At 44.9% G+C, this 22,502-nt stretch carries 19 protein-coding genes and 3 pseudogenes; 8 read left to right on the forward strand and 14 right to left on the reverse strand.

The genetic code is table 11. The annotated features are described in order from the left end of the window. Window positions 1-291: pseudogene (locus RID53_RS11960) on the forward strand (IS1634 family transposase); the annotation flags it as partial. A 58-nt stretch (window positions 292-349) separates the two neighbouring features. Next, window positions 350-778: pseudogene (locus tag RID53_RS11965) on the forward strand (Uma2 family endonuclease); the annotation flags it as partial. A 128-nt stretch (window positions 779-906) separates the two neighbouring features. Here RID53_RS11965 and RID53_RS11970 read toward each other — a convergent pair. From RID53_RS11970 to RID53_RS12000, 7 genes are all read right to left on the reverse strand, one after another. Further along, complete coding sequence (locus RID53_RS11970; RefSeq protein ID WP_446388320.1) at window positions 907-1,317, reverse strand: hypothetical protein; 411 nt, start codon at window positions 1,315-1,317, stop codon at window positions 907-909. A 216-nt stretch (window positions 1,318-1,533) separates the two neighbouring features. Beyond that, window positions 1,534-2,763 (reverse strand): eCIS core domain-containing protein, encoded by a 1,230-nt coding sequence (locus RID53_RS11975; RefSeq protein ID WP_446388321.1) that lies wholly within the window; start codon window positions 2,761-2,763, stop codon window positions 1,534-1,536. Window positions 2,764-3,139: 376 nt separating this feature from the next. Continuing rightward, entirely contained in the window at window positions 3,140-3,502 is a 363-nt protein-coding gene (locus tag RID53_RS11980; RefSeq protein ID WP_446388322.1) for a ribonuclease toxin HepT-like protein, read from the reverse strand. Window positions 3,503-3,613: 111 nt separating this feature from the next. Further along, window positions 3,614-3,988 carry a nucleotidyltransferase family protein gene (locus RID53_RS11985; protein WP_446388323.1) on the reverse strand — a complete coding sequence of 125 codons (375 nt, stop codon included), beginning with the start codon at window positions 3,986-3,988 and terminating at the stop codon, window positions 3,614-3,616. Between the two features lie 128 nt (window positions 3,989-4,116). Next, entirely contained in the window at window positions 4,117-5,073 is a 957-nt protein-coding gene (locus tag RID53_RS11990; protein WP_446388324.1) for a polyprenyl synthetase family protein, read from the reverse strand. A gap of 66 nt (window positions 5,074-5,139) precedes the next feature. Beyond that, a complete protein-coding gene (locus tag RID53_RS11995; RefSeq protein ID WP_446388325.1) occupies window positions 5,140-6,099 on the reverse strand; it encodes a WG repeat-containing protein in 960 nt (319 codons plus the stop codon). A gap of 155 nt (window positions 6,100-6,254) precedes the next feature. Beyond that, window positions 6,255-8,102, reverse strand: coding sequence for an eCIS core domain-containing protein (locus RID53_RS12000; protein WP_446388326.1), 1,848 nt, complete (start codon window positions 8,100-8,102; stop codon window positions 6,255-6,257). Window positions 8,103-8,348: 246 nt separating this feature from the next. Between RID53_RS12000 and RID53_RS12005 the strand changes: the two are divergent. After that, window positions 8,349-8,980, forward strand: a pseudogene (locus RID53_RS12005) (Uma2 family endonuclease). 204 nt (window positions 8,981-9,184) lie between these two features. Here the strand turns inward: RID53_RS12005 and RID53_RS12010 are convergent. After that, complete coding sequence (locus RID53_RS12010) at window positions 9,185-9,397, reverse strand: antitoxin (RefSeq protein ID WP_446388364.1); 213 nt, start codon at window positions 9,395-9,397, stop codon at window positions 9,185-9,187. A gap of 517 nt (window positions 9,398-9,914) precedes the next feature. Between RID53_RS12010 and RID53_RS12015 the strand changes: the two genes are divergently transcribed. Then, window positions 9,915-11,174 carry an ISAs1 family transposase gene (locus RID53_RS12015; protein WP_446388327.1) on the forward strand — a complete coding sequence of 420 codons (1,260 nt, stop codon included), beginning with the start codon at window positions 9,915-9,917 and terminating at the stop codon, window positions 11,172-11,174. 50 nt (window positions 11,175-11,224) lie between these two features. Then, window positions 11,225-11,377 carry a hypothetical protein gene (locus RID53_RS12020; RefSeq protein WP_446388328.1) on the forward strand — a complete coding sequence of 51 codons (153 nt, stop codon included), beginning with the start codon at window positions 11,225-11,227 and terminating at the stop codon, window positions 11,375-11,377. A 23-nt stretch (window positions 11,378-11,400) separates the two neighbouring features. On the opposite strand, the gene RID53_RS12025 is transcribed toward RID53_RS12020, so the two are convergent. Genes RID53_RS12025 through RID53_RS12035 form a run of 3 tightly spaced genes read right to left on the reverse strand, consistent with a single transcriptional unit; the run spans window position 11,401 to window position 14,836 of the window. Continuing rightward, window positions 11,401-12,363 (reverse strand): polyprenyl synthetase family protein, encoded by a 963-nt coding sequence (locus RID53_RS12025; RefSeq protein WP_446388329.1) that lies wholly within the window; start codon window positions 12,361-12,363, stop codon window positions 11,401-11,403. A gap of 26 nt (window positions 12,364-12,389) precedes the next feature. Next, on the reverse strand, window positions 12,390-12,890 hold the full coding sequence (locus RID53_RS12030; protein WP_446388330.1) for a hypothetical protein: 501 nt from the start codon (window positions 12,888-12,890) through the stop codon (window positions 12,390-12,392). After that, window positions 12,890-14,836, reverse strand: a complete 1,947-nt coding sequence (locus RID53_RS12035) for an eCIS core domain-containing protein (protein WP_446388331.1) — start codon at window positions 14,834-14,836, stop codon at window positions 12,890-12,892. The genes RID53_RS12030 and RID53_RS12035 overlap by 1 nt, the downstream gene beginning before the upstream one ends. A 384-nt stretch (window positions 14,837-15,220) precedes the next feature. Here RID53_RS12035 and RID53_RS12040 point away from each other — a divergent pair, with 384 nt between their 5' ends. Further along, window positions 15,221-17,332, forward strand: a complete 2,112-nt coding sequence (locus RID53_RS12040; protein ID WP_446388332.1) for an ATP-binding protein — start codon at window positions 15,221-15,223, stop codon at window positions 17,330-17,332. A gap of 43 nt (window positions 17,333-17,375) precedes the next feature. Here the strand turns inward: RID53_RS12040 and RID53_RS12045 are convergent, their stop codons facing one another. The 3 genes from RID53_RS12045 to RID53_RS12055 form a co-directional block, all read right to left on the reverse strand. Further along, on the reverse strand, window positions 17,376-18,737 hold the full coding sequence (locus tag RID53_RS12045) for a protein kinase domain-containing protein (RefSeq protein WP_446388333.1): 1,362 nt from the start codon (window positions 18,735-18,737) through the stop codon (window positions 17,376-17,378). A gap of 144 nt (window positions 18,738-18,881) precedes the next feature. Next, on the reverse strand, window positions 18,882-19,655 hold the full coding sequence (gene hisA / locus RID53_RS12050) for a 1-(5-phosphoribosyl)-5-[(5-phosphoribosylamino)methylideneamino]imidazole-4-carboxamide isomerase (protein WP_446388365.1): 774 nt from the start codon (window positions 19,653-19,655) through the stop codon (window positions 18,882-18,884). Between the two features lie 157 nt (window positions 19,656-19,812). Then, on the reverse strand, window positions 19,813-21,498 hold the full coding sequence (locus RID53_RS12055) for a transglutaminase domain-containing protein (protein ID WP_446388334.1): 1,686 nt from the start codon (window positions 21,496-21,498) through the stop codon (window positions 19,813-19,815). On the opposite strand from RID53_RS12055, the gene RID53_RS12060 reads away from it, so the two are divergent. Both RID53_RS12060 and RID53_RS12065 read left to right on the forward strand, forming a co-directional pair. Beyond that, window positions 21,497-21,628: a hypothetical protein gene (locus RID53_RS12060; RefSeq protein ID WP_446388335.1), complete on the forward strand. Its 132-nt coding sequence runs from the start codon at window positions 21,497-21,499 to the stop codon at window positions 21,626-21,628. The two genes, RID53_RS12055 and RID53_RS12060, sit on opposite strands and share 2 nt — an antisense overlap. Before the next feature lie 69 nt (window positions 21,629-21,697). Continuing rightward, a complete protein-coding gene (locus RID53_RS12065) occupies window positions 21,698-22,495 on the forward strand; it encodes a DUF928 domain-containing protein (protein ID WP_446388336.1) in 798 nt (265 codons plus the stop codon). The last annotated feature ends 7 nt before the right edge of the window (window positions 22,496-22,502 follow it).

Raw genomic sequence — 22,502 nt, forward strand, 5'->3', positions numbered from 1 at the left:
CTTTTCGATGAAGATGATTGGGAAAATGCTCTTGAGTTACGCGAAGGAATTGTGAACCATTCAACGAAGAGCAATTCAGCTTCTGACAAAGCCAAAAAGAAGCGGACAGCCGATAACTTACCCGTGCATAGCTTTCAAACCCTGTTGGCTGATTTAGGCACGATTGTTAATAATCGAATTCAGTCTAATATCCCAGGTGTAAATTTTGATTTTGACAAAGTAACCGAACCGACTCCGGTACAAAGGAAGGCTTTAGATTTGTTGGGCGTCAGCCTGATATGTACCCAGTGAAGCCGAAACTGAAATCGCCCTAAGCCAAGATACGCATACAGTGTAGCGATTTGTCAAAGGGGAACTTCAGTTTAATCTGGCTGTACAGCTTGGTATCTGGGCGGAACTTGATGGTACAGGTTTGGGTTTTGACTCCAGTGCAGGATTTACGCTTCCTAATGGTGCCACGCGATCGCCTGATGCGTCTTGGATTAAAACAGAACGGTGGAATGCTCTGACTGAGGAGGAAAAAGCATCCTTTGCGCCGATTTGTCCGGATTTTGTGATTGAGTTACGCTCGGCGAGTGATACGTTAAGTGGCTTGAAAACGAAGATGCAGGAATACATAGAGAATGGTGTATCTCTAGGCTGGTTGATTGACCGCAAAAATCGCACTGTTTATGTCTATCGCCCGAATCAAGAGGTTCAAATCTTGGAAAATCCAGAGCAGGTTAGTGGTGATCCAGAGTTATCCGGTTTCAGATTACTGATGTCAAAGATTTGGTGATTTAGGTAAAGAGTTAAGGTGTAGGGTGGGCAAATGGATAGAAGAATTTCTGGTGAAATCGTTAAATTAACGTAATTTGCCCACCCGACAAGATCAGGCGATCGCACTCACATAAAAGGATTAAGTATTTATATATCACAGTCTTCAAAATAGCGACTCCAGTAACGGTCGATAGCTTTATCCAACTCTCCGAAAGGAAAGTCCTTATCATAATACTCCTTTAAAGCAACTAAGAAAGCCAGAACTGCTTTTCCTTCCTCGACAGTCAAGCTGTCGAAGCGCTCGTGAAACTGGGCTAGTTGCTCTCCAGAATCGAAGTATTCTAGTTGCTGCTCCCTGAGCAACTCTAGCATATCATCTGGGAGACCAGGTGAACGTTGAGCCAGGTAATCGTAGCTTTCTACAATATCCGGGCGAGATGGTTTGGTAAGCGTGCCTATAAGCACATCTACAAAGAAATCGACGGATTCGTATGAGTTTACAGAAGCAGATAAAAACGCAGGTAGAAAATACCGAAATGCCTCCGGAGTTAGCATCACAAGGTCACCTCCTATCTCATAGCGCATCTCCTCAGCAGTGAGTTCTCTGGGGGTTATCCTAGCCAGAAATTGACCCAGTTTTCTATGCTCGTACTGCACTCGAGGCAACGATACTAATATCTGAGTATCTAGGGGCCGAGGGCGTGAAGCAAAGGCATCAAAGAAATATGCTCTGAGGTCTTTGTTAGAAGGTATTTGCATATCATCGCGGATTGTTTAGTGTGCTTGTTGAATTTGCTTTAGGGCTGACTCGAGCGCCGCTATCACCGCTAAAATCCCTGCTGCTATAGAGCCAGCCACGCCTACGGCAAGAATGGCTTTCCCAAGTGCAATGATTGCGACAATAAGTGCAGCTATTGCAGCAATAGTTAGTCCTGCTTCGACAAGCCTTTGAGTGCGTTCAACTACTTCCTCCATTACTTGTACTAATTGTTGTGGACAGTTAGAATCATCGAAGTACCTATAGCAACGCATCATCATGTTCGTCGTTTGCTCTATGTGATCACGATGTATTTTATCCCCACCCTTAAAACACGTAGTAGCCATTGCAGTCCGTGCGGCGATTTCTGCAGTAGCGGCGGCGATCTTGGTCGCAAGGGTTACACAGTCGTCGGTATCATAACATCTACCAAGTGTAGCTGTGACTTTTTTAGTTGACTCTACTGCTACTAATAAGGCTGTATATCGGGCCCAACTACAGTCTCCTGGAGGCACCATACCATCACCAGGATAAAATTGCACTACTTGACCTGCCATCTTGGTGTGTATTTTTTTGCTCTGAATATTTGTATTGCTGCGTTCATTCGTAGGTTGTTGTTTGATATCAGGTGCGGTTCCCTGCTGCACCACATGAGTCAACTCATGGGCCGTCAACTCATTATTCCCCGGTGATTTCCCCGCCCCAAAATAAACATCACTCCCATGAGTAAACGCCTGAGCGCCCAACTCCTGATTCATCTGCACCGCTTCACCACCCGTATGCACCCGCACCCCACTAAAATCAGCCCCAAAGCGCGGTTCCATAAATCCTCTCACGTCCTCTGATAATGGAGAACCTCCACCCTTAGACGCATTCAAACGACTCTCTAAATCCCCAGAGGCTTGATTTCCATCTATTTGATGCGCCCGTTGTATCATCTGGCGCATTTGCACACGCGGATCAATTCGCTTTTGCACCACGGGTGTAATTGATTGCGCTCGTTGCCATATCTGCTTGGGATTATTGGCTTCCAACTGACGCTGAACGGATGCTGAACTATCCGCAGGCGCTGACATTGATATTACCTGAGACGCTACTCGGTCAGCTTCTTGCTCGTAAGTATCTCCTGGCGCTCCTATGGTTGACCCTGAGCGAAGTCGAAGGGTCAATTTCGTTTGAATGCCAATTTCATCTAAGTCTTTCCCGGCTTCTCCCGCCTGTTCCTTCTCTGTTGAGGAGTTATACAATTATAGTCAATCATCAAGGGAAAATCAGCGCGATCGCTTCCCCTGGTGAACTATAACGTTGTAACTCTAGCCCTCTTTTGTCACTGGAGGAATTTCGACTCAGATGAATTTACCCATTGCTCATTTTATAGATGCGGCGTTCAACCGCAGCCCTATATTTTGGAAGGATTTGGAGATTGAGGGTATTTGCGATAGCGATAATTAGCCGACTCTTTTATTCTGACAATGGTTGGAGTGTTTCGAGGTATGGATTCATCCCAAGACAGGGGGAAGAGGTATAGTGCGATCGCACAAACACTATTTTATTGATCGTAGCTGATTTCCTGAGATAGGTGATCAGGGTAAGCTGGTGCTAGAGACGCGATCGCAAGCTAGTTCAGCCTAGCCCCATACCTCTCATAAAAACCTGAATATCTTGCATCAACTTCTGGCTACAAATCGCTAATTTTTCTGATAATTGCACGACTAGATCAGGATTGAGATTATGAGCATAGTTACTTCTGACAACGTGGCGAAAGCGTCGGAATTCGTCCAAGTCAATTAATGTTGTCTCTGAAAGTACAGCTTGGCGAACCGTCGGGATCTCTACAGACAGTTGTTCCAATACTTGCCGATGCCAATCTGCACCTGTTGGCACGTCTCCATCTATCTCTTTAGCAATTTCATAGAAGATACGCTCTGCTCCCGTATAATAGCTTTGCATATTCAGCGCAATAGCCGCGATGAGTGCGTTTTGCATATCATCATCTTGAGTTTGGGGAAGTTTGTTGATCAGTCGTTGAGTTTGAGTGACTGCTTCTTTCGCCTTGTGCTAATTCCTGCTCAATGCGCTGAACCAACATAGTCATCGTCACAGTTCTATCCCTTGCTGAATGGCTGCTTGGATATGGGGGGGTGATGATTCAGCATCTATCAGGTCAATGGGGAAATGATGTCCTCTTTCGGCAATTGCCCCAGCCCGTAGGTAATGGTTTGTTTCAATTCCCCAAACGGCAAGGTCGATATCAGAATGCCAGGTCATGCGCTGGTGATCAAGCATTGAACCAAATAAAACAACGCGATTTGCGCCAAATTCCTCCTTCAGGGTAGCAGCCGCTTGGCGTGCTGCTTGCCAGCCTTGCTGCTGGAGTTTTTTCATCTGGAGCAAAAACTCAGCCCTATTTTTACGGGCGGTTAGCACTCTCTTTACAATCTGTTCACGGGTTTTTGTGTCCACGGAGGGCATGAGTTGCAGGGGTTTGATTAAGAGGTTGAGGGCATCTGCGATCGCACTTGGAAAACCCAGAGCAGGTTAGTGGTGATCCAGAGTTATCCGGTTTCAGGTTGCTGATGGCAAAGATTTGGCGATTTGGGTTAAGTCTTGTCACCTTCTGGTTTTTCCAGTAATAAATCAATATCTCCAAACATCCCAGTTATATAGGATTCCAGAACTTCTCTTCCTTCAGCATTGGGACAAATTTTTATAGCTTCTAAGGCTTGTTCCCGTTCTTTTAAAGCTGCCCATATCAAGAAGCTTTTCGTGTCAATTTTGTCTAATATTTCTTTGATTCGTTCTGCATGAGTAGCGATTTCATTGTCTGTCACTAGGGACAATAGCTCATCTCGTTCTGAGTGATGAGATTCCAACCCATAGAGCAAAGGGAGAGTAATTTTTCCCTGCTTTAAGTCAGTTATACCATCAGGTTGCCAAATGGATTCCATGTCGTTAAGAATTTGTAGAGCAAGCCCCAGATGATGACCAAAAGCACCACAAGATTGAATCAGTTCAGGGTTATCTGTTCCCACCATAGCACCAGTAGCACAAGCTGTAGCCACAAAGCCAGCACTTTTCATTTCTACGGTTAACCAATAGTCTTCAACAGTTCGAGTAGTTCCAACTAGCTCTCTATCCTGACCTACTGATATACGAAAAAAGGCATCAATATAGGACTGATTAATTTTGTGAAATATCTTGGGTTCAAGAGATGCTTTGCTCAGGATTTCAAAGGAAAGAATATGAATAGCTGAAGCATAATTCCAAGCTCTAGTGGCGCCGACCTCCTTCCATAGCTGTCCATCTCGATCTTGATCTTCCAAATCATCCAAAATGCGTAGGCATAGACCCAGAGCTAGAAGTGCAGCACAAACATGAATAGCCTCTTTGGCTTCTCCATCAACAGCTTGACAGGAAGCTAATGGTAATATCGCCTCTGGAATCATTGGTTCTTCAAACAATTTGGCTAGTACCACCTTCAATTCTGTCCAAAAATTGGGAATTGAGTTTTGAAAAACCTCTCTAATTTCTGGATATAATGATTTTAAAGAATTCATGTCAATTTACTCAAAATTTACGACCAATTGAGGCTGTGATGGAGCCCTCAACTATTGCATAATTCGTCAGTTTGTGGGATTCCAGACATACTTTCCCTTTTTGTCAATATAGCCTTGCTTTTCACCAATCTTTACCCATGCCAGCCCTTCGATGAAGATACTAGCCCAATCAAACTGGGGTTCTATAACTATCTGCCCAGTTTTGTTGATATAGCCCCACTTATCCTCAATCTTTACTGCTGCCAACCCTTCAGAGAAATTAATAGGTCGCTCCTTAAACTGTGGATCAATAACCATTTTCCCAGTTTTGTCAATATAGCCCCATTTGACATTAGTCATGTTTGGTGGTTTGCTCTCAGCAGAGATCATACCAGTTGCGACGACTGCAAGTCCTTCAGAAAAGTCATAACCTTCATCAAATTGGGGTTCAATAACTATCCGACCAGTTGTATCAATGTAGCCTACTTTGTCTCCAACTCTGACAGCAGCTAATCCTTCAGAGAATTCCCTAACCAAATTTGAAGATGGATTGATTACTATCTGCCCAATTTTGTTGATATAGCTTACTCGCCTATCGAGTCTCACCAATGCTAGCCCTTTAGAAAACTCCCTAGCCTCATTAAACTGAGGCTTGATGACTATTTGCCCCGTCTTATTGATATAGCCCATTTTGCCATCAATATCTACAGCAGCCAACCCTTCAGAGAACCTATATGTTAAATCGAACTGGGGAGGAATAACTAATTTACCCGTCTTATTGATATAGCCCATCTTGCCATCAATATCTACAGCAGCTAATCCTTCGTAAAAGCTATAAGCAGAATCAAAATCAGATTCAATAACAATTTGTCCAGTTTTATCGATATAACTCCACTTATCACCTATTCTGACGGTTGCTAGTTCTTCAGAGAACTGACCAGTTTCATCAAATTTGGGCTTGATAAGAATTTGCCCCGTAGAATTAATATAACCCCACTTACCATTCTGACTGATAGGAAACAGTTGGGAAGGCTCTGAGATTGGCATTTGTGAATGGTTTGATACCTGCATTGCCTGTGGAGAAGTACTCAATATGATTGTCGGACGTTGAGTGCTACAAGATAGCAAACCTAAAATAGCCTGGCATAAAAGCAAAAAAATGATTCGGTTCACCATAAACTTTTTGATATAAAACATCATTATTAGTGGTTGATTCTTTTAATTGTTCCTATATGTTGGGTGCCACTCCGTTTGTTAATTAGATGTTTGTAAATAGATGGCCAACTGTTATCTGTAACACTTACGCATCCCCAAGAAACGTCTCCACGGTGTAAATACTCATCTCCTTGGGGTCCACCTTCAATTCTAAACCACGTTTTGGCATAATTTCCGTAATTATCACCCCCAGCATGAGGGTGATCAGGAAGCCGAAGAGGATATTCTCTATCAAGGGCTATTTTAGGAGCACTCGGATCGTTGGGATTAGTATCTATTGTTGCTCTGGCAGTGCCACCACCATAATCTAATATCCCAGTTTTTTCATTAAAAGTTACCGCTACGGCTCCTCCCCAATTTGTCAAACCAAGGTATCCTGGTTTCAGGCTTGCTTTTGTTCCCTCCCAGGGTCCTTCCAAAATAGTAAAATAATCTCGTTCCCCTTTTTGTTCTTGATATTCAACTTTCAATGCATCAGGAAAACTCCGCTGATTATTTCCTATTAGTCCAACCACCCAACCCTCTGTATTTCCAGAAGAGACACCCAGTATTTCCCCCTTCTTAAAAGTTGTTTGGGGAGTACATCCAGAGATACACCTTCTCAGGGTGTGGGAGTTATCTTTTTTCTGAATATCTACAGCCTTTGGTTCCTCTAAAACCTGTTGCTGAGAAGCTACAATTTTATCAGCCGAATTTTCCCGTTGAAACTGAAGAATCTCCTTGCGGTAAACCGAGGAATCATGACCAGTAGTTCCTCCCAAGGATTGCAGATGGCTCAATACATCACTCTTAGGTGCTATCCCTTCCAGAATCGGTACTTCTTTTAAATTGATTGCCGGTTTCTGAGGTTTCTGATTCTGCCGCTGCACAACACCTGTCTGCTGCACAACATGAGTCAACTCATGCGCTGTCAACTCATTATTCCCCGGCTCCTTCCCTTGACCAAAATAAACATCACTCCCATGAGTAAACGCCTGAGCGCCCAACTCCTGATTCATCTGCACCGCTTCACCACCCGTATGCACTCGCACTCCACTAAAATCAGCACCAAAGCGCGGTTCCATAAACCCTCTCACGTTCTCCGATAATGGAGAACCCCCACCCTTAGACGCATTCAAACGATTCTCTAAATCCCCAGATGCTTGATTTCCATCTATTTGATGCGCCCGTTGTATCATCTGGCGCATCTGCACACGCGGATCAATTTGCCTGTGCACCACAGGTGTAATTGACTGCGCTCGTTTCCATATCTGATGGGGGTGATGGGGGTGATTGGTGTCCAACTGACGCTGAACGGATGCTGAACTATCAGGAGGCGCTGACATGGACATTACCTGAGATGCTACTCGGTCAGCTTCCTGCTCGTAGGGATCTCCTGGTGCTCCTACCGTCAACTTGGTTTGAATGCCAATTTCCTCTAAGTCTTTCCCGGCTCCTCCCGCCTGTTCCTGCTCTTCTTTGGCACAATCAGCACATTGGCGTTGAATCGGGTTCTGTGATACTGGGGCAAAAGCACCTTTTAATTGGGAAGCTGGGCTTTGTGGTAAGGGTGGGGGTGGCTCAAACGTGGGTGCCCATGGTGATTCAGATTTACGCTGTAGCGTTGACTCTTCAGCTTCCTCCTGTTTTTTGGCTTGGATTCCTCGCATCACATTCGCGGTGAGTCTATCGGCTGATGCTCTGGAATACTCCCCGATTTCCTGGGATGGGGCAGATGACGGGTTTGACTTGGGTTGAATCGAAGAATGTCCCATTTTACCTGGACTCTTACCCTTTTTCTGTACTGGGGTGGGAGTCCAGGATGAATTTTTCTTGTGTACGGGTTTATACTCCATGATGCCGCTTCAGTTACCCAATGATTTACTGATCCCAAGCCAATTGCTTCAATAATGCTGAGGAGTTATACAATTATAGTCAATCATCAAGAGAAAATCAGTGCGATCGCTTCCCCGGCTGAACGATAATGTTGTGACTCTAGCCCTCTTTGGTCACTTGGGAAATTCCGACTAAGACAGACTTTTGATACAGGACATCTCGACCCATTATGGAAGGTGCGCGTCTTGGTCGGAGAGAATATTGCTATGACCACAACTCTACTTATTCAAACTGAAACCACTCCCTTAAAGATTTCGCTACCTGCGATCGCGCCAATGACTCGCGAGGAGTTCTATACCTTTTGCCAAGCGAATCGAGACTTGCGTATCGAACGTACTGCGGCTGGAGATGTTGTCATTATGCCACCTGCTTTTTCAGATACCGGAAACCGCAATTTTAATCTAGCCGTACAGCTTGGTATCTGGGCGGAAATTGATGGTACAGGGAAAGGGTTTTGACTCCAGTGCAGGATTTACGCTTCCTAATAGTGCAACGCGATTCTCCTACGGAGACGCTTCGCGAACGCCTGATGCGTCTTGGATTAAAACAGAACGGTGGAATGCTCTAACTGAAGAAGAAAAAGCATCCTTTGCCCCAATTTATCCTGATGCGTGTGATTGAGTTACGCTCGGCGAGTGATACTTTAAGTGGTTTGAAAGCGAAGATGCAGGAATACATAGAGAATCGTGTATCTCTAGGCTGGTTGATTGACCGCAAAAATCGCACTGTCTATGTCTATCGCCCGAATCAAGAGGTTCAAGTCTTGGAGAATCCAGAGCAGGTTAGTGGTGATCCAGAGTTACCCGGTTTCAGATTGCTGATGGCAAAGATTTGTTGATTTTGGTAAAGAGTTAAGGTGTAGGGTGGGCAAATGGATATAATGTCTGGTGAAATTATTCAATTAACATAATTTGCCCACCCTACCAGATTGGGCGATCGCACTAAGCTGTTCGGCATTTAAACCTTAATATCAATAATGACGCAATCCTTGTAGTGCGAGCATCTTGCTCGCTACTAATACCCAATTTAAATGCATGACAGCTTACGAGATATCAAAAGATAGTTCGCGTTTACTAGCAACACAATCTTCAAGGTATAAATTAATTAATTCTTGCCAAAACATTCCTTTTTCTTGTGCCATTTCCTCAAAATATTCTATGACTTCTATCCCTAAGGGTAAAGTTACTTGTTGTTTTAATGTTTGGGCAAATGGATTGGGTATGCTTTTCTTGATTGATTCTATTCTTTTCGTTATCCCACTCAAAAATTAATCGCTTCATATTTACATATTAAAGTAAAAGGGTGAAGATGGTCAATCTTTCAACTAGAAGCGAGTCGGGTGGGCAAATGGATAAAATTTCTAGTGAAGTCGTTAAATTAACATAATTTGCCCACCCTGCAATATTAGGCGATCGCACTCAGGGTAAGCTCATCTAATTTGGTATAAATTGTACTTGACAAAAGTAATACTCATTATGGAGGAAGACGAAGGGTTTGCGATCGCGTCCCTGGCGGGGTGAGCCACAACTGTGATCAGTCGGTCATTATGGAGGAAGACGAAGGGTTTGCGATCGCGCCCCTGACGGGGTGAGCCAAAACCGTTGTCAGGCGATTATCTGGGAGCAAGAGAAAGGGAAAGCGATCGTGTCCCTGACATGGGGCAACAAGACTTGTATAAGCCAGCCGATAAAAAATCTACTTGACATTTGAGCCAAAGAAGTGAGATGACAGCAATGCACTCACCCTTAAAACAACTTCAGGAATGAAGCTTTATGTCTGAAGGATTTGAAACTCAATCGCATCAAGCCAACAAAACTACTCGTCATCAGTCGAAGCCCAGAGAAGCCGTATCAATTGAAGCTATTCAACAGAACTTAGTTGAGAATTTCTCTGATATCAAAGACAAGAGAGTAGAGCGAACGAAGAAACATCAGCTCACAGACATCTTAGTAATTGCAATTCTGGCAATAATCGCTGGAGCAAAAGGATGGGAAGATATCGAAAATTATGGCATTAGTAAGCAAAAGTGGTTGGAGGAGTTTTTGGCATTACCTAACGGCATTCCCTCAGATGACACCTTCCGACGGGTATTTGAGTTCATTGACCCAGAAGCATTGCATCGATGCTTTGTGCGATGGGTAGAAACCCTGGTGACTCAGATGAACGGAGAAATCGTCCCCATAGATGGTAAGACTTTGAGAAGTTCCTACGACCGAAATCAAGGCCAATCAGCACTCCATGTCATTAGTGCTTGGGCAAGCGAACAACGTTTGGTGCTGGCACAGTTAAAAGTTGAAGATAAATCTAATGAAATCACTGCCATTCCCCCACTATTAGAGTTGTTGGATTTAACCGGATGCATTGTGACTATTGATGCGATAGGAACCCAAACCGATATTGCCCGAAAGATTATCCACAAGAAAGCTGATTATGTCCTGGCACTTAAAGCGAATCATCCCACTCTCTACTGTCAGGTGAAAGCTTGGTTTGAGCAAGCTCAAGCCCAGCAGTTTGCAGGAATTGATGTTAGTTATGATAGACGCATTGAAAAAGCACATCATCGCACGGAAATCCGCGAAGTTTGGTCTGTACCTGTTTCTGCTCTTGGTGATATTTATCAACCTCGACTCTGGGCAGGACTCCAAAGCCTTGTCATGGTTATCCGAGTGCGTCATCTCTGGAATAAAACGACTCGTGAAGTTCAGTTTTATTTGACTTCTTTATACAGTAATGCTCAACTTATCGGTCGAGCTATCCGAAAACATTGGGGGATTGAGAACCAAGTTCATTGGACTCTTGACGTCACTTTGGCTGAAGATGCTTCCCGTATTCGTTCTTTCCATAGTCCTCGAAATTTTGCTCTCTTGCGGCGCATGGCTCTTAATGCCCTCAACCGAGAACATACATATAAACGTAGTCTTCGACAAAAAAGTAAACGAGCAGCTATGGATAATGATTATATGATTCAAGTTCTCAGTTGTTGTTTTACTAACAATACATTAGAGGCTTCTGATGCCTTGTGTCAAGCCTGATTGAGATGCTCTTACCCTGCGATCGCACTTGGCGTTAATTCTATAATGTTATGTCACAATATAGTCGTTCTTATGTGCCAGGAGGAGTATTTTTTCTAACCTTGGTTACTTATCGCCGTATTCCTCTATTTTCGGAGGTTGAAAATATATCTTTGTTACGGAAGGCGATCGCACTACCGAGTAAGGCTTTAGCCTGGGTGTAATACATCACGAGAGGAACTTCAGGTTAAGTCTTGTCACCTTCTGGTTTTTCCAGTAATAAATCAATATCTCCAAACATCCCGGTTATATAGGATTCCAGCACTTCTCTTCCCTCAGCATTGGGGCAAACTTTTATAGCTTCTAAGGCTTGTTCCCGTTCTTTTAGAGCCGCCCATATCAAGAAGCTTTTCGTGTCAATTTGGTCTAATATTTCTTTTATTCTTTCTGCATGAATAGCAATGTCATTGTCTGTCACTAGGGATAATAGCTCATCTCGTTCTGGGTGCTGGGCTTGCAAACCATACAGTAAAGGAAGAGTAATTTTTCCTTGCTTTAAGTCTGTAATTCCATCAGGTTGCCATATTGATTCCATGTCGTTAAAGATTTGAATAGCCAATCCAACATGATGACCGAAAACGTGGCAAGCTTCAATCAGCTGTTGGTTTTCCGTTCCAAGCATTGCTCCCGATGCACAGGCGGCTGAGTATGCTGTAGCTGTTTTCAATTCTATAGTTCGCCAATAGTCTTCAATACTATTCGACAACCCGATCAAATCACGTTCTTGACCTACAGTTATATAGAAAAAGGCATCTATAAAGAGTTGATTAACTTTCCGAAATATTTGGGGAGAAAAGGAGGCCTTACTCAGTATCTCAAAGGATAGAATATGAATAGCTGAGGCATAATTCCAGGCACGAGCTTCTCCAAGCAGTTCCCATAACTGTCCTGGACGATCTTTATCTTCCAAGTCATCAAATATTCGCAGACTGACTTCTGTGGCAATAAGTGCTGCGGAAACAGGTACAGCTTCCCTCGCTGTCCCATTAACGGCATGACAACTAACCAGCGGTAAGATAGCTACAGATAGCAGTGGCGGTGGTTTAGCGAAGATTGTATCAAAAATTGGCCTCAGCTCTGGCCAGCAATCCGGAATTCCATCTTCAAGCACCTGACGCACTTCTGGATATAGTGATGTTAGCCAATCCATATTTTGAAACCCGTGTCATCTATTACTTAAGGAAGTACATGGACTTGAATGGGCTCTAGCTCTTTGTCTTTGTAGCTAGGTACTAATGTGTACTCACCAGGCGTTGGAAACAAAGACTGACCCATTGACCAACTCATTGAAACTCTATCACCAGCAGGGAGAGCAAACCACTTCTCTTCTCGTAGACCATTACTAATTGCTAAATTCCATGCCATAGATTGCTCACCATTGATGAAAAGCTTTACCAGATGAAGTTCTGGATTTGTGACTTCGTCACTCTGGTTGGTAGCAGTAAGAGAAATCTTGAAGTTTTGTATCTCCGATATGGAGAACTCCAACGGTTCAGCGGTAATTTGTAGCTGGACAGTATCTATCTTTGTATTTTGTTCTTTCATCGTTTCTTCTCCATTTTCTGGCAGTGAGGGATCAGCCGCCTGATTTTGACCCTCAGTTTGACATATAACCAGCATAGTCACACTAAGGATAATAAGCGTGTAACGCGCAAAAAATTCTAAGCAAACATTCATCACGGAGTCCTTTCGACACTTTCACCAGCTTTTTTGACCTTGGAAGTACCATCCGAGCCTGATATCGAAAAGGCTTGGGTTACGGTTGTAAATTTCTTTCCATTACCCCCTTCACCTTTAACCCTAAAATGGTTTGGAATATCCCACTTGAATCCACCTTTTTTCCATGGTGCAGGGTGGCCAGAGAAAGCCGCGTGGTCTCGTAATGTACCAAGTGTATTATCCTGTGCAATCGGGACAAAATTAGGATTCGGATGGTGATACAAACTAGCAGGAGGGTAAGGCTTGAAGTATCCCGATATATTAGTAGCTGGACCAGGAATCTCTTTGATGAAAGCATTTCCGAAAGACACTTTCTTGGGGTGAAAATTAAAGTTTAGGCGCATACCAGCACCCTGAGTACCCGCAGGGTAAGTATCTTCACTTGTCTTGGTTCCGGTGATACCATTGGGTTCTATGACATTCATCGAGACTGAGGATTCTTTACCACCTAGCTCAAACTTTATTTTCACGGATGCAGCTCTATTGGGGGCAGTCCAATTAAACGTATTTCCGTTAGGCAAAGTTACAGGAGTCCCAGCTGATGCCGTCCACTTCCCTGCACTCGGTGCTTGAAATTTAACCTCTTCACCTACACCAACAACCGTTCGTGAATTTGGAGAGCCATCTGGTGCATTAAATTTTGTTTTATGAGTGATTTTGCCAGCCGCATTACTATCCCCACAAGCTCGAAAAATTTTAGAGTTATCACCTGTCTGAGTTATACTTCCATTTTGAGTTGGCAAGAGTTGTCGCTGTTTCTCAAGAATCTGTTCAGTTGAATGGGTCTGCTGGAATTGAGCAATTTCTTTACGGTACAAAGCTCCATCAATATTTAATCGCTCCTGCATAGCTTGTAGATGACCCAAAACTTGACTCTTGGGTGCGATGCCATGCAAAAGGCTAGGTTGGATCTGTTCTTGTTTATTCTTCCTCTGCACAACACCCGTCTGCTGCACAACATGAGTCAACTCATGCGCCGTCAACTCATTATTTCCCGGCGATTTCCCTGCCCCAAAATAAACATCACTCCCATGAGTAAACGCCTGTGCGCCCAACTCCTGATTCATCTGCACCGCTTCACCACCCGTATGCACCCGCACTCCACTAAAATCTGCCCCAAAGCGCGGTTCCATAAACCTTCTCACGTCCTCGGATAACGGAGAACCTCCACCCTTAGACGCATTTAAACGATTCTCTAAATCCCCAGATGCTTGATTTCCATCTATTTGATGCGCCCGTTGTATCATCTGGCGCATCTGCACACGCGGATCAATTTGCCTGTGCACCACGGGTTTAATGGATTGCGCTCGTTTCCATATCTGATGGGGGTGATGGGGGTGATTGGTGTCCAACTGACGCTGAACTGATGCTGAACTATCCGCAGGGGCTGACATGGACATCACCTGAGACGCTACTCGGTCAGCTTCTTGCTCGTAGGGATCTCCTGGCGCTCCTACCGTCAACTTGGTTTGAATGCCAATTTCCTTTAAGTCTTTCCCGGCTTCCCCCGCCTGTTCCTGCTCTTGGTTGGCACAATCAGCACATTGGCGTTGAATCGGGTTCTGTGATACTGGGGCAAAAGCACCTTTTAATTTGGAAGCTGGGCTTTGTGGTAAGGGTGGGGGTGGATCAAACGTGGGTGCCCAGGGCGATTCAGATTTACGCTGTAGCGTTGACCCTTCGGCTTGCTCCTGCTCCTTAGCTTGGATTCCTCGCATTACATTGGCGGTGAGTCTATCAGCTGATGCTCTGGAGTATTCCCCGATTTCTGGGGATGGGGTAGATGACGGGTTTGACTTGGGTTGAATCGAAAAATGTCCCATTTTACCGGGACTCTTACCCTTTTTCTGTACTGGGGTTGGAGTCCAGGAGGAATTTTTCTTTTGTACGGGTTTATACTCCATGATGCCGCCTCAGTTGCCCGATAATGTAAGGATTGGAGCCGATTTCCTCAAGAATCCTGGGTGATGGTCTGATCAGCCAATGCCTAGCCCGTTCCCAGAAAACGCTGGACAGCGGCTTGACCCAAGACATCTTGAGGTGTTGGCTAGATTATAAACTATTTTGTCTAAACCGAATTCAACCGGAAATATGTTTTAACATAAGAGCCAGCAAACGGGAGCAAGGGGAGAGACTGTTGAGTTTGGCGGTAAGCGTTAGCGTAGCCATGCCCGAAGGGCTATAGCTATCCCGGAGGGAATCGCTCTTCCCAACCCACTTGAGTATTACCCGTTTTCACGCTCTCAACAAACGATAAACTTTAACACCATTAAAACCTATAAACCTATATGGATAGTCCCACACCCATCACCTGGTATCAAGCCAACTTTCACTATCTCCAGATAGCCGTTAATCAAGTCCGACAGGTTTTGGAAGATTACCTCGCTTACCAGCAAAATCAGCCCAACTTAGCCAAATTGGAAACAACGTTAGCCCCAGATGCCGCAACGATTCTCGACTATGCACCGCCAGTATTAGATAAACTCTGCGCTTTATTTCACCTCTCCCAATTTGACCGCTATATCCTCTTATTATGCGTTGGCATGGAGTTGGATAGTGAGTTTGAAGTCTTATGTGCCAAAATTAACGGCAATCCTAAACAAAATTATCCGACGCTGAATCTAGCCTTATCTACGTTTCACCAGTCTGATCTGAGCATTCTTTCCTCCCAATCTCCCTTACACTACTGGGAACTGATTGAAAGGGTGGAAGGATTATTCTTTACTCAATCACCTCTACGCATTAATCGGCGCATTCTCTGTTATCTGTTGAGTGAACCTTGCGTAGATAAGGAATTGGCAGGTATCCTTTTACCTGTACCGCCTTCATCTTCCACTCCTCTTCCCCCTTCGTATCAAGAAATTGCTGACAAACTTATCGCCACTTGGTCTAAACCACTGGCAAATTTTGACGATCCCGTTGTTCAGTTATGTGGTTCAGATATAGGGGCAAAGCAATCTATTGCTACTGTCGCCTGTAGTGCATTAGGCTGGAATCTTCAGATGATATCAGCCTCTGTTCTTCCCTTTAATCCCAATGAACTGTATCAGTTGATGCAACGGTGTTTCCGGGAAACTTTATTAAACCACAGTTTCTTGTTCCTGAATGCTGATGAGATGACTCAAGGTGATCCTCGGCGAGAATGGGCAATTGCTGAGTTTGTTGAACAATTAGAAGTGCCATTAATTTTCAGCACCCAGGAACGACAACCGCAACATCAACGCCCGATGATTACTTTAGAGGTGGGTCAACTGAGTCATGCTGAACAACGAGATATCTGGAAATTCCATCTCGGTTCACTGACAACAGAACTGAATGGACAACTTGATACCATCGTTTCTCAATTTAATCTGGATGCGGCAACTATTCAAGCTGCCTGTTTATCGCTGAATAGTAGTGACTATACGTCCACATCAACGGATAAACCACAGGAAGACAAACAAACCGATAAAGAACCAGCCAAAACATCTTCATCCTCAACCCGTCGTCGCTCATCGAAAACTCAAAAGACTCAACCCAAAATAGAACATAATTTATCTCCCCTGCAAACTCATTTATGGGATTTCTGTAAAGTTCAAGCGCGTCCCCGTTTAGATGATTTGGCGCAACGGATTGATGCTGTAGCGACTTGGGAAGAGTTGATTCTACCAGAACGGGAAAAAAATACATTACATGAAATTTCAACTCATGTGCGCCAACGAGCAAAAGTTTATCATGAGTGGGGATTTGCGGGAAAAGGAGGACGCGGTTTAGGGATTAGCGCTCTTTTTTCCGGACCGAGTGGAACTGGAAAAACTATGGCGGCGGACGTATTGGCAAAGGAATTGCGCCTTGACCTTTATCGGATTGATTTGAGTGCAGTGGTGAGTAAATATATTGGTGAAACGGAGAAGAATCTGCGGCGAATCTTTGATGCAGCGGAAACCAGTGGGGCAATTTTATTGTTTGATGAAGCGGATGCTTTGTTTGGTAAACGAACGCAAGTGAAAGACTCCCATGACCGCCATGCGAATGTGGAAGTGAGTTATTTATTGCAACGGATGGAAGCCTATCAGGGATTAGCGATTTTGACGACAAATCTGCTCGACGCCTTAGATCAAGCGTTTATGCGTCGGATTAATTTTTCGGTGAAGTTTCCCTTTCCCAACGCCCCAGAACGAACCGAGATTTGGCAGCGCATTTTCCCAAAAGAAACGCCGACAAAGAACTTAGATATGAAAAAGTTGGGCAAACTAAATATGGCGGGGGGAAATATCCGTAATATTGCCTTAAATGCGGCGTTTATTGCGGCTGATGCGGGTGAACCTGTTATGATGAAACATCTTTTACAAGCGACGAAAAGCGAATCTCTGAAGTTGGGGAAAATTTTAACGGATTCTGAAATCAGTGGCTGGGTTTAAAATCCTGTTGGTTCATCCCACGGTTTCCCAGTCTCTACATCAGTCATAATTCATTTTCCAACGCCCGTTTAAAAGCAGCAGCACTCTTAAAATATATCTGAGGATTATCGGTAAGCGCTAAATCAATTACCTCCGCTAGTCCCTTGGGAATTCCAGCATCTCGTTGACGAATCGGTACAGGTTTGGTTTGCAATACAACCCAGAATGGATCGTTATTACCAAAATCGCGAGGTAATCTACCCGTTAACATATAGTACAAACAAGCCGCTGTTGCCCAAACATCAACATCGGGTTTACTATACTTAAAATCAATAACCTGTTGTCGGGGCATAAAAGCAGGACTTCCCGCATATTGACCACTGCGAGACAACCCACTCAATCCTGCCAAATCAAACGCCTTAGCCAATCCATAATCAGCAACTTTGGCAAGACGCCCTAATCCCAGATTGGCAAGAAAGATATTCCCCGGTTTCAGATCACGGTGTACTAATCCTTGGACTTGAATATTACCACTCTGGGCTAGGGTAATATTAGGTAATTGGATAGTGTGGGCATAGTCTAACCCATCCAAGACTTGCAGCGTAATTGACATGGCTTCATTAACCGACAATTTGCCGCCGCGTTGCTGCATTAAATCCAGAACACTGCCACCATTACAATAATCCATGGTAAAAAAAAAGGAATCCTGGTCGTAACCAAGTTCCCGGAGTTTAACGATATTAGGGTGTTGTAAGGCTTTGGTTTTGTCAATCTCCATCAGGAATTGCCTGATCGCATCACTGGGACGCCTGTTGTGCGATCGCATGATTTTGAGGGCGACTAATTCCTCAGTTCGGTCATGATGGGCTAAATAGACTGTTCCTAATCCCCCTTGACCTAATCGTTTCAGCGTTGTGTAGCCGCGAATCTTAGGTAGATAAGAGTCACACCCTAACGTCGTCGAAGCGCTTTTTAAGCCACTTTCACGGGGTAAGAGAGGTTTCTCACTGGGATCAACACAAATTGTTTGTGATTCAGAGGAGTTCACGTCACTGTGGTTTACCCCTTCAATTTTGACGCGCAATACCGTATGGCGAAGCTTAATTTCGTCGCCATTCTTTAAGTCGTACTCTGGAAACTGTATCCTAGCCCCTTCGGTTGGCGTTTGATATCGATGACGTTTGCCGATAATCTTACCATTAACATAAGTGCCGTGGAGACTACCGAAGTCACGAATACGGATATCAGGAGGATTGATATCCAGCAAACAGTGATAGCGTGAGATAGTCTTGTGATACCGATCATTAGGGAGTCGGGGATGGCAATCTTTGGCGCGACCTAGAATACAAGTCGTGCGATCGCAAAATTCAAAGTTCTCACCTTTGAGACTTCCGGTGATGACTGTAAGGATAACTTTGGCAGACATCTGGGATCATTTATTGAGGAGTCAGGGTTCAGTTAGGAAAAAAATGGTTTCTCCTGATCTATTGTTTCCTATTAGCCCTAGTAACCGCCACCTTTATCCTCAGTTATCAGTTATCAGTTACCAGTTACCAGTTCCCTGTTTCCCTCAAGCTAATGAAGACGATCCCAAGTCGGGGGGAATATCCTGAAGACGCCCTTGTCCCACCGCTTGAATCGCTTCTTTGAGGGAAACATCACCCGTATACAGGGCGCGACCCACGATCGCACCAATCACGCCTAGGGGTTCCAATGCCAGTAAACTTAATAAGTCTGTAATCGAACTGACACCCCCAGACGCAATCACCGGAATCGAGACATGGCTGGCTACTTCTCGCAAGGCGTCGCGGTTGGGTCCGGTGAGTGTACCATCCCGGTGAATGTCTGTATAAATAATTGCCGATACACCCAAATTAGCCATTTGCTGTGCTAGTTGAGTCGCGGTAATTTCTGAGGTTTCTAGCCATCCCCGTGTTGCAACCTGTCCATTTCGCGCATCGATACCAACAATAATGCGATCGGGAAACTCAGAACACAGGTGTTCGACCAAGGGATGATCTTCAACCGCCGCCGTTCCCAGAATCGCATACTGAACCCCAACAGAAAGCAGTTGACTAACCCCTTCCTTGTCGCGCAATCCGCCCCCAACTTCTACGGGAACCGATACCGCTTGGACAATGGCTTCGATGGTTTTGGTATTAACCGGATGTCCCGCTTTCGCCCCATCTAAATCCACCAGATGTAACCGACTCGCCCCTTGGTCAACCCATTGTTTCGCCACCTCCACCGGGTTTTCATTATAAACTTGCGATTGTTCATAGTCGCCTTGGTATAACCGTACACAGCGACCTTCGAGTATATCAATAGCTGGAATAACGTTCATATTCGTCATTGGTCATTCGTCATTGGTCATTTGTCATTCGTAGAAAAACAGGGTATCAAAACCATGTCCTTGAGTGCAGCGAAGGTTCAGTCGGGGCGGGTTTAGTCACATTTGGATGAACCCAAAACGATAATAGTGAAACCCGCCCCTACATTCCTCAAAACTCTCCCCCCAAAGGCGGTAATTCTTCGAGAATTTTGAACCGGACATGATTAATCGCCAGATCCCCAATCGAAACCTCTTCCTTGTTAACGGGAACACCTTTACTGGTCAGGGTTTCAAACGTAATTCCTTTACCAATTTCTACATGATACCAAGCCAATCCCATAAAAAATCGAGTCGGGTAAGGGCCACCTTCGCGAGTATCATCGGGATTAGATTCCATGGGAACCCAACCAAATCCTGGTAAGTAAAATTCCATCCAAACATGATTAAAATCAGGTTGTAAGGGAATGTCTCGTTGATCGGGATGGGCGGGACATTTGTAACGACCAACGGTACGACAGGCAATTCCACTGAGACGGGATAGGGCTAATAAGACACCGAGATACTCCCCACAAGACCCAATTCCTCGCGCTAACACCACATCTGGGGTATCGATATGGGGTTTGATTCCATAAGCGAGTTGGTCATAGACATAATTGCGAATACTATACATTTGCCGCAATACATTCGTTTCTCGACCAGCGGCGTCAAGGGCGGCGCGGCGGATGATTTCGGTATCCATGGCTAACTCGTCATCATCCACTAAGTAGCGAGTTTTGAATTCGGCTGGCAATTCTGGCGTATTTTCTAAATCTCTGGGTGTAATCCGATATTTGATACTCCAAACTTCTAGAAGCGCCTTCCAGCCAAATAAATGCCGTTCTCCGGGGGCGAGGGCATCAAATTTAAACACCGCCACCCGCTGATTGCCTTGGATTTCTTCGGTGAAGGGAATCCCAACGGCTTCAATGGCGCGGATTTTTTGACGTGCGGTTTCTGAGGGTAAGGCGATGCGCCATTCTATGTCCTGCAAGGCTACGTCGTCTAAGGGAGAGAGTTCCTCAACGTAAGACATTTCGATTAAATAGCCATTGGAGAGAGCATAGCGTTCCTCGGCATTGTAGTGAAAGGAGAGGGGATGAATAAACGTGCGATCGCGATACTGTAGTTCGTGGTTGGGTTGAGCGTTAGGATTATCGCGGATGTAGGGTTCTTCGCTTGCATAGGCGACATAGAGAATCTCCTGATTCGTTTGCGGGTTTCGGTAGAAGGTTAAACCCGTGGGATTCTCAAAAGGAGTTAAGACGCTGAAGATAATATTTCCTGTGGCGCGATCAAGGCAATACACGGTCTGTTCTTCCTGATCCGAGACCCAAAGTTCCTCATCCCGCACCGTAATGTTCTCCATGCCAATTCCTGGGGCATATAAGCGGGTAATCTCCTGCCCGGTATCCCGACTGTAAATCAGAATATACCCCATTTTTTGACAGGTGATATAGACCGTCGAGTCCTTGAGTGCAACACCATTGGCGGTGTAGGGTAATGTCAGGAAATGCTGAAGCTGAAGATCGCCGTTGAGTTGGCAATAGTATACACTTTCTTTCCGCGTCAACCACAGCGTATCCCCCACGACGGCTAAACCCGTCGCATCGGCAAAATCGAGATCCGGCGAGGAATTCAAAATTTTGGTATCGTCAGTTTGGGGGTTGATTTGCAACAGATAGCCACTCGTGGCATCGATGGCAATCAATTTTTCTCCCCAAAAAGCAATACCCTGTAGGGCAGCCGCCCCAATCGGTCGAATGGTGTGGAACGATTTCAATTTAGGTGACACAGAGGAATCAGGATTAGGAATCATGATCAGTCTATATCAAGATTTAGATTTCAGCGTCGCCATCTATACTCAGGTGGTGTCAATACCCTCCCCATTTAGCCGGATGCTCCGGGCGTGCATCTGCAATATTTTAAATGTGCGATCGCACATTTGAACATTGGTTGTTATTGGGTAGCCGTTTTCATTCAATAATTTTATTGACAAAAATAATTTTGTATGTATTATGAAACTCATCCGTTTTTTCCCCCACAAACTAGCCATAACCGCTTTAGTAACATTGCTTTTAATCGTGGGGTTGAGCCTGAAAGAGCCAGTTCGGGTACAAGCGCAGTTAAGCAATGCCTCGATCAGTTCTCAGTTACCCGATCAATGGGAATCCGCGCCACTGCCTAATTCTGGTGATTCAGGTCTACAAGATAGCAGTAATTTACCGTTTGCGGGTTGCCTCAGCAGTTATCCCATTGCCTTAGTACCCGCCTCTGGTATGGGACAAACACTGGCGGAGTATCCCACCATCTTTTGGTATCTACCCCGGACAAGGGCTTGGGGCATGGAGTTTAAGTTAACAGATCGTGATAGTCAGGAAATTTACTCGACCAAGTATGCCTTTGCCCGTGGCACCTCAAACGATTATCAGGGACAAGATGACCAATTGGTTGTTGGCACGCCCGGTATACTCAGTTTAACCATACCGAGATTAACGGGTAGCTCTCTGCCACTGAAAGAGGATCAGAAGTATGACTGGACTGTAAAAATAATCTGTAACCCCAATGATCCATCCGGTGATGTTTATCTGGCAGGCACAATCCGGCGAGTGTCAATTGACCATACTCTAAGCCGTCGCCTACAGCAAGCACCACCTGAGGAGCGTGTGGTACTTTACGCAAAGGAACGACTGTGGTATGAAGCATTAGGGACGTTGGTGAAACTCCAGCGCGATCGCCCGAATGATCCGGCTGTGATTGCGGCTTGGGACAAGCTACTGAAGTCTGTCGGGTTAGATATGATTCTACTCGGATAAGCTCTAA

This window comes from Coleofasciculus sp. B1-GNL1-01, assembly GCF_040220235.1.
Classification (GTDB): domain Bacteria; phylum Cyanobacteriota; class Cyanobacteriia; order Cyanobacteriales; family Coleofasciculaceae; genus Coleofasciculus.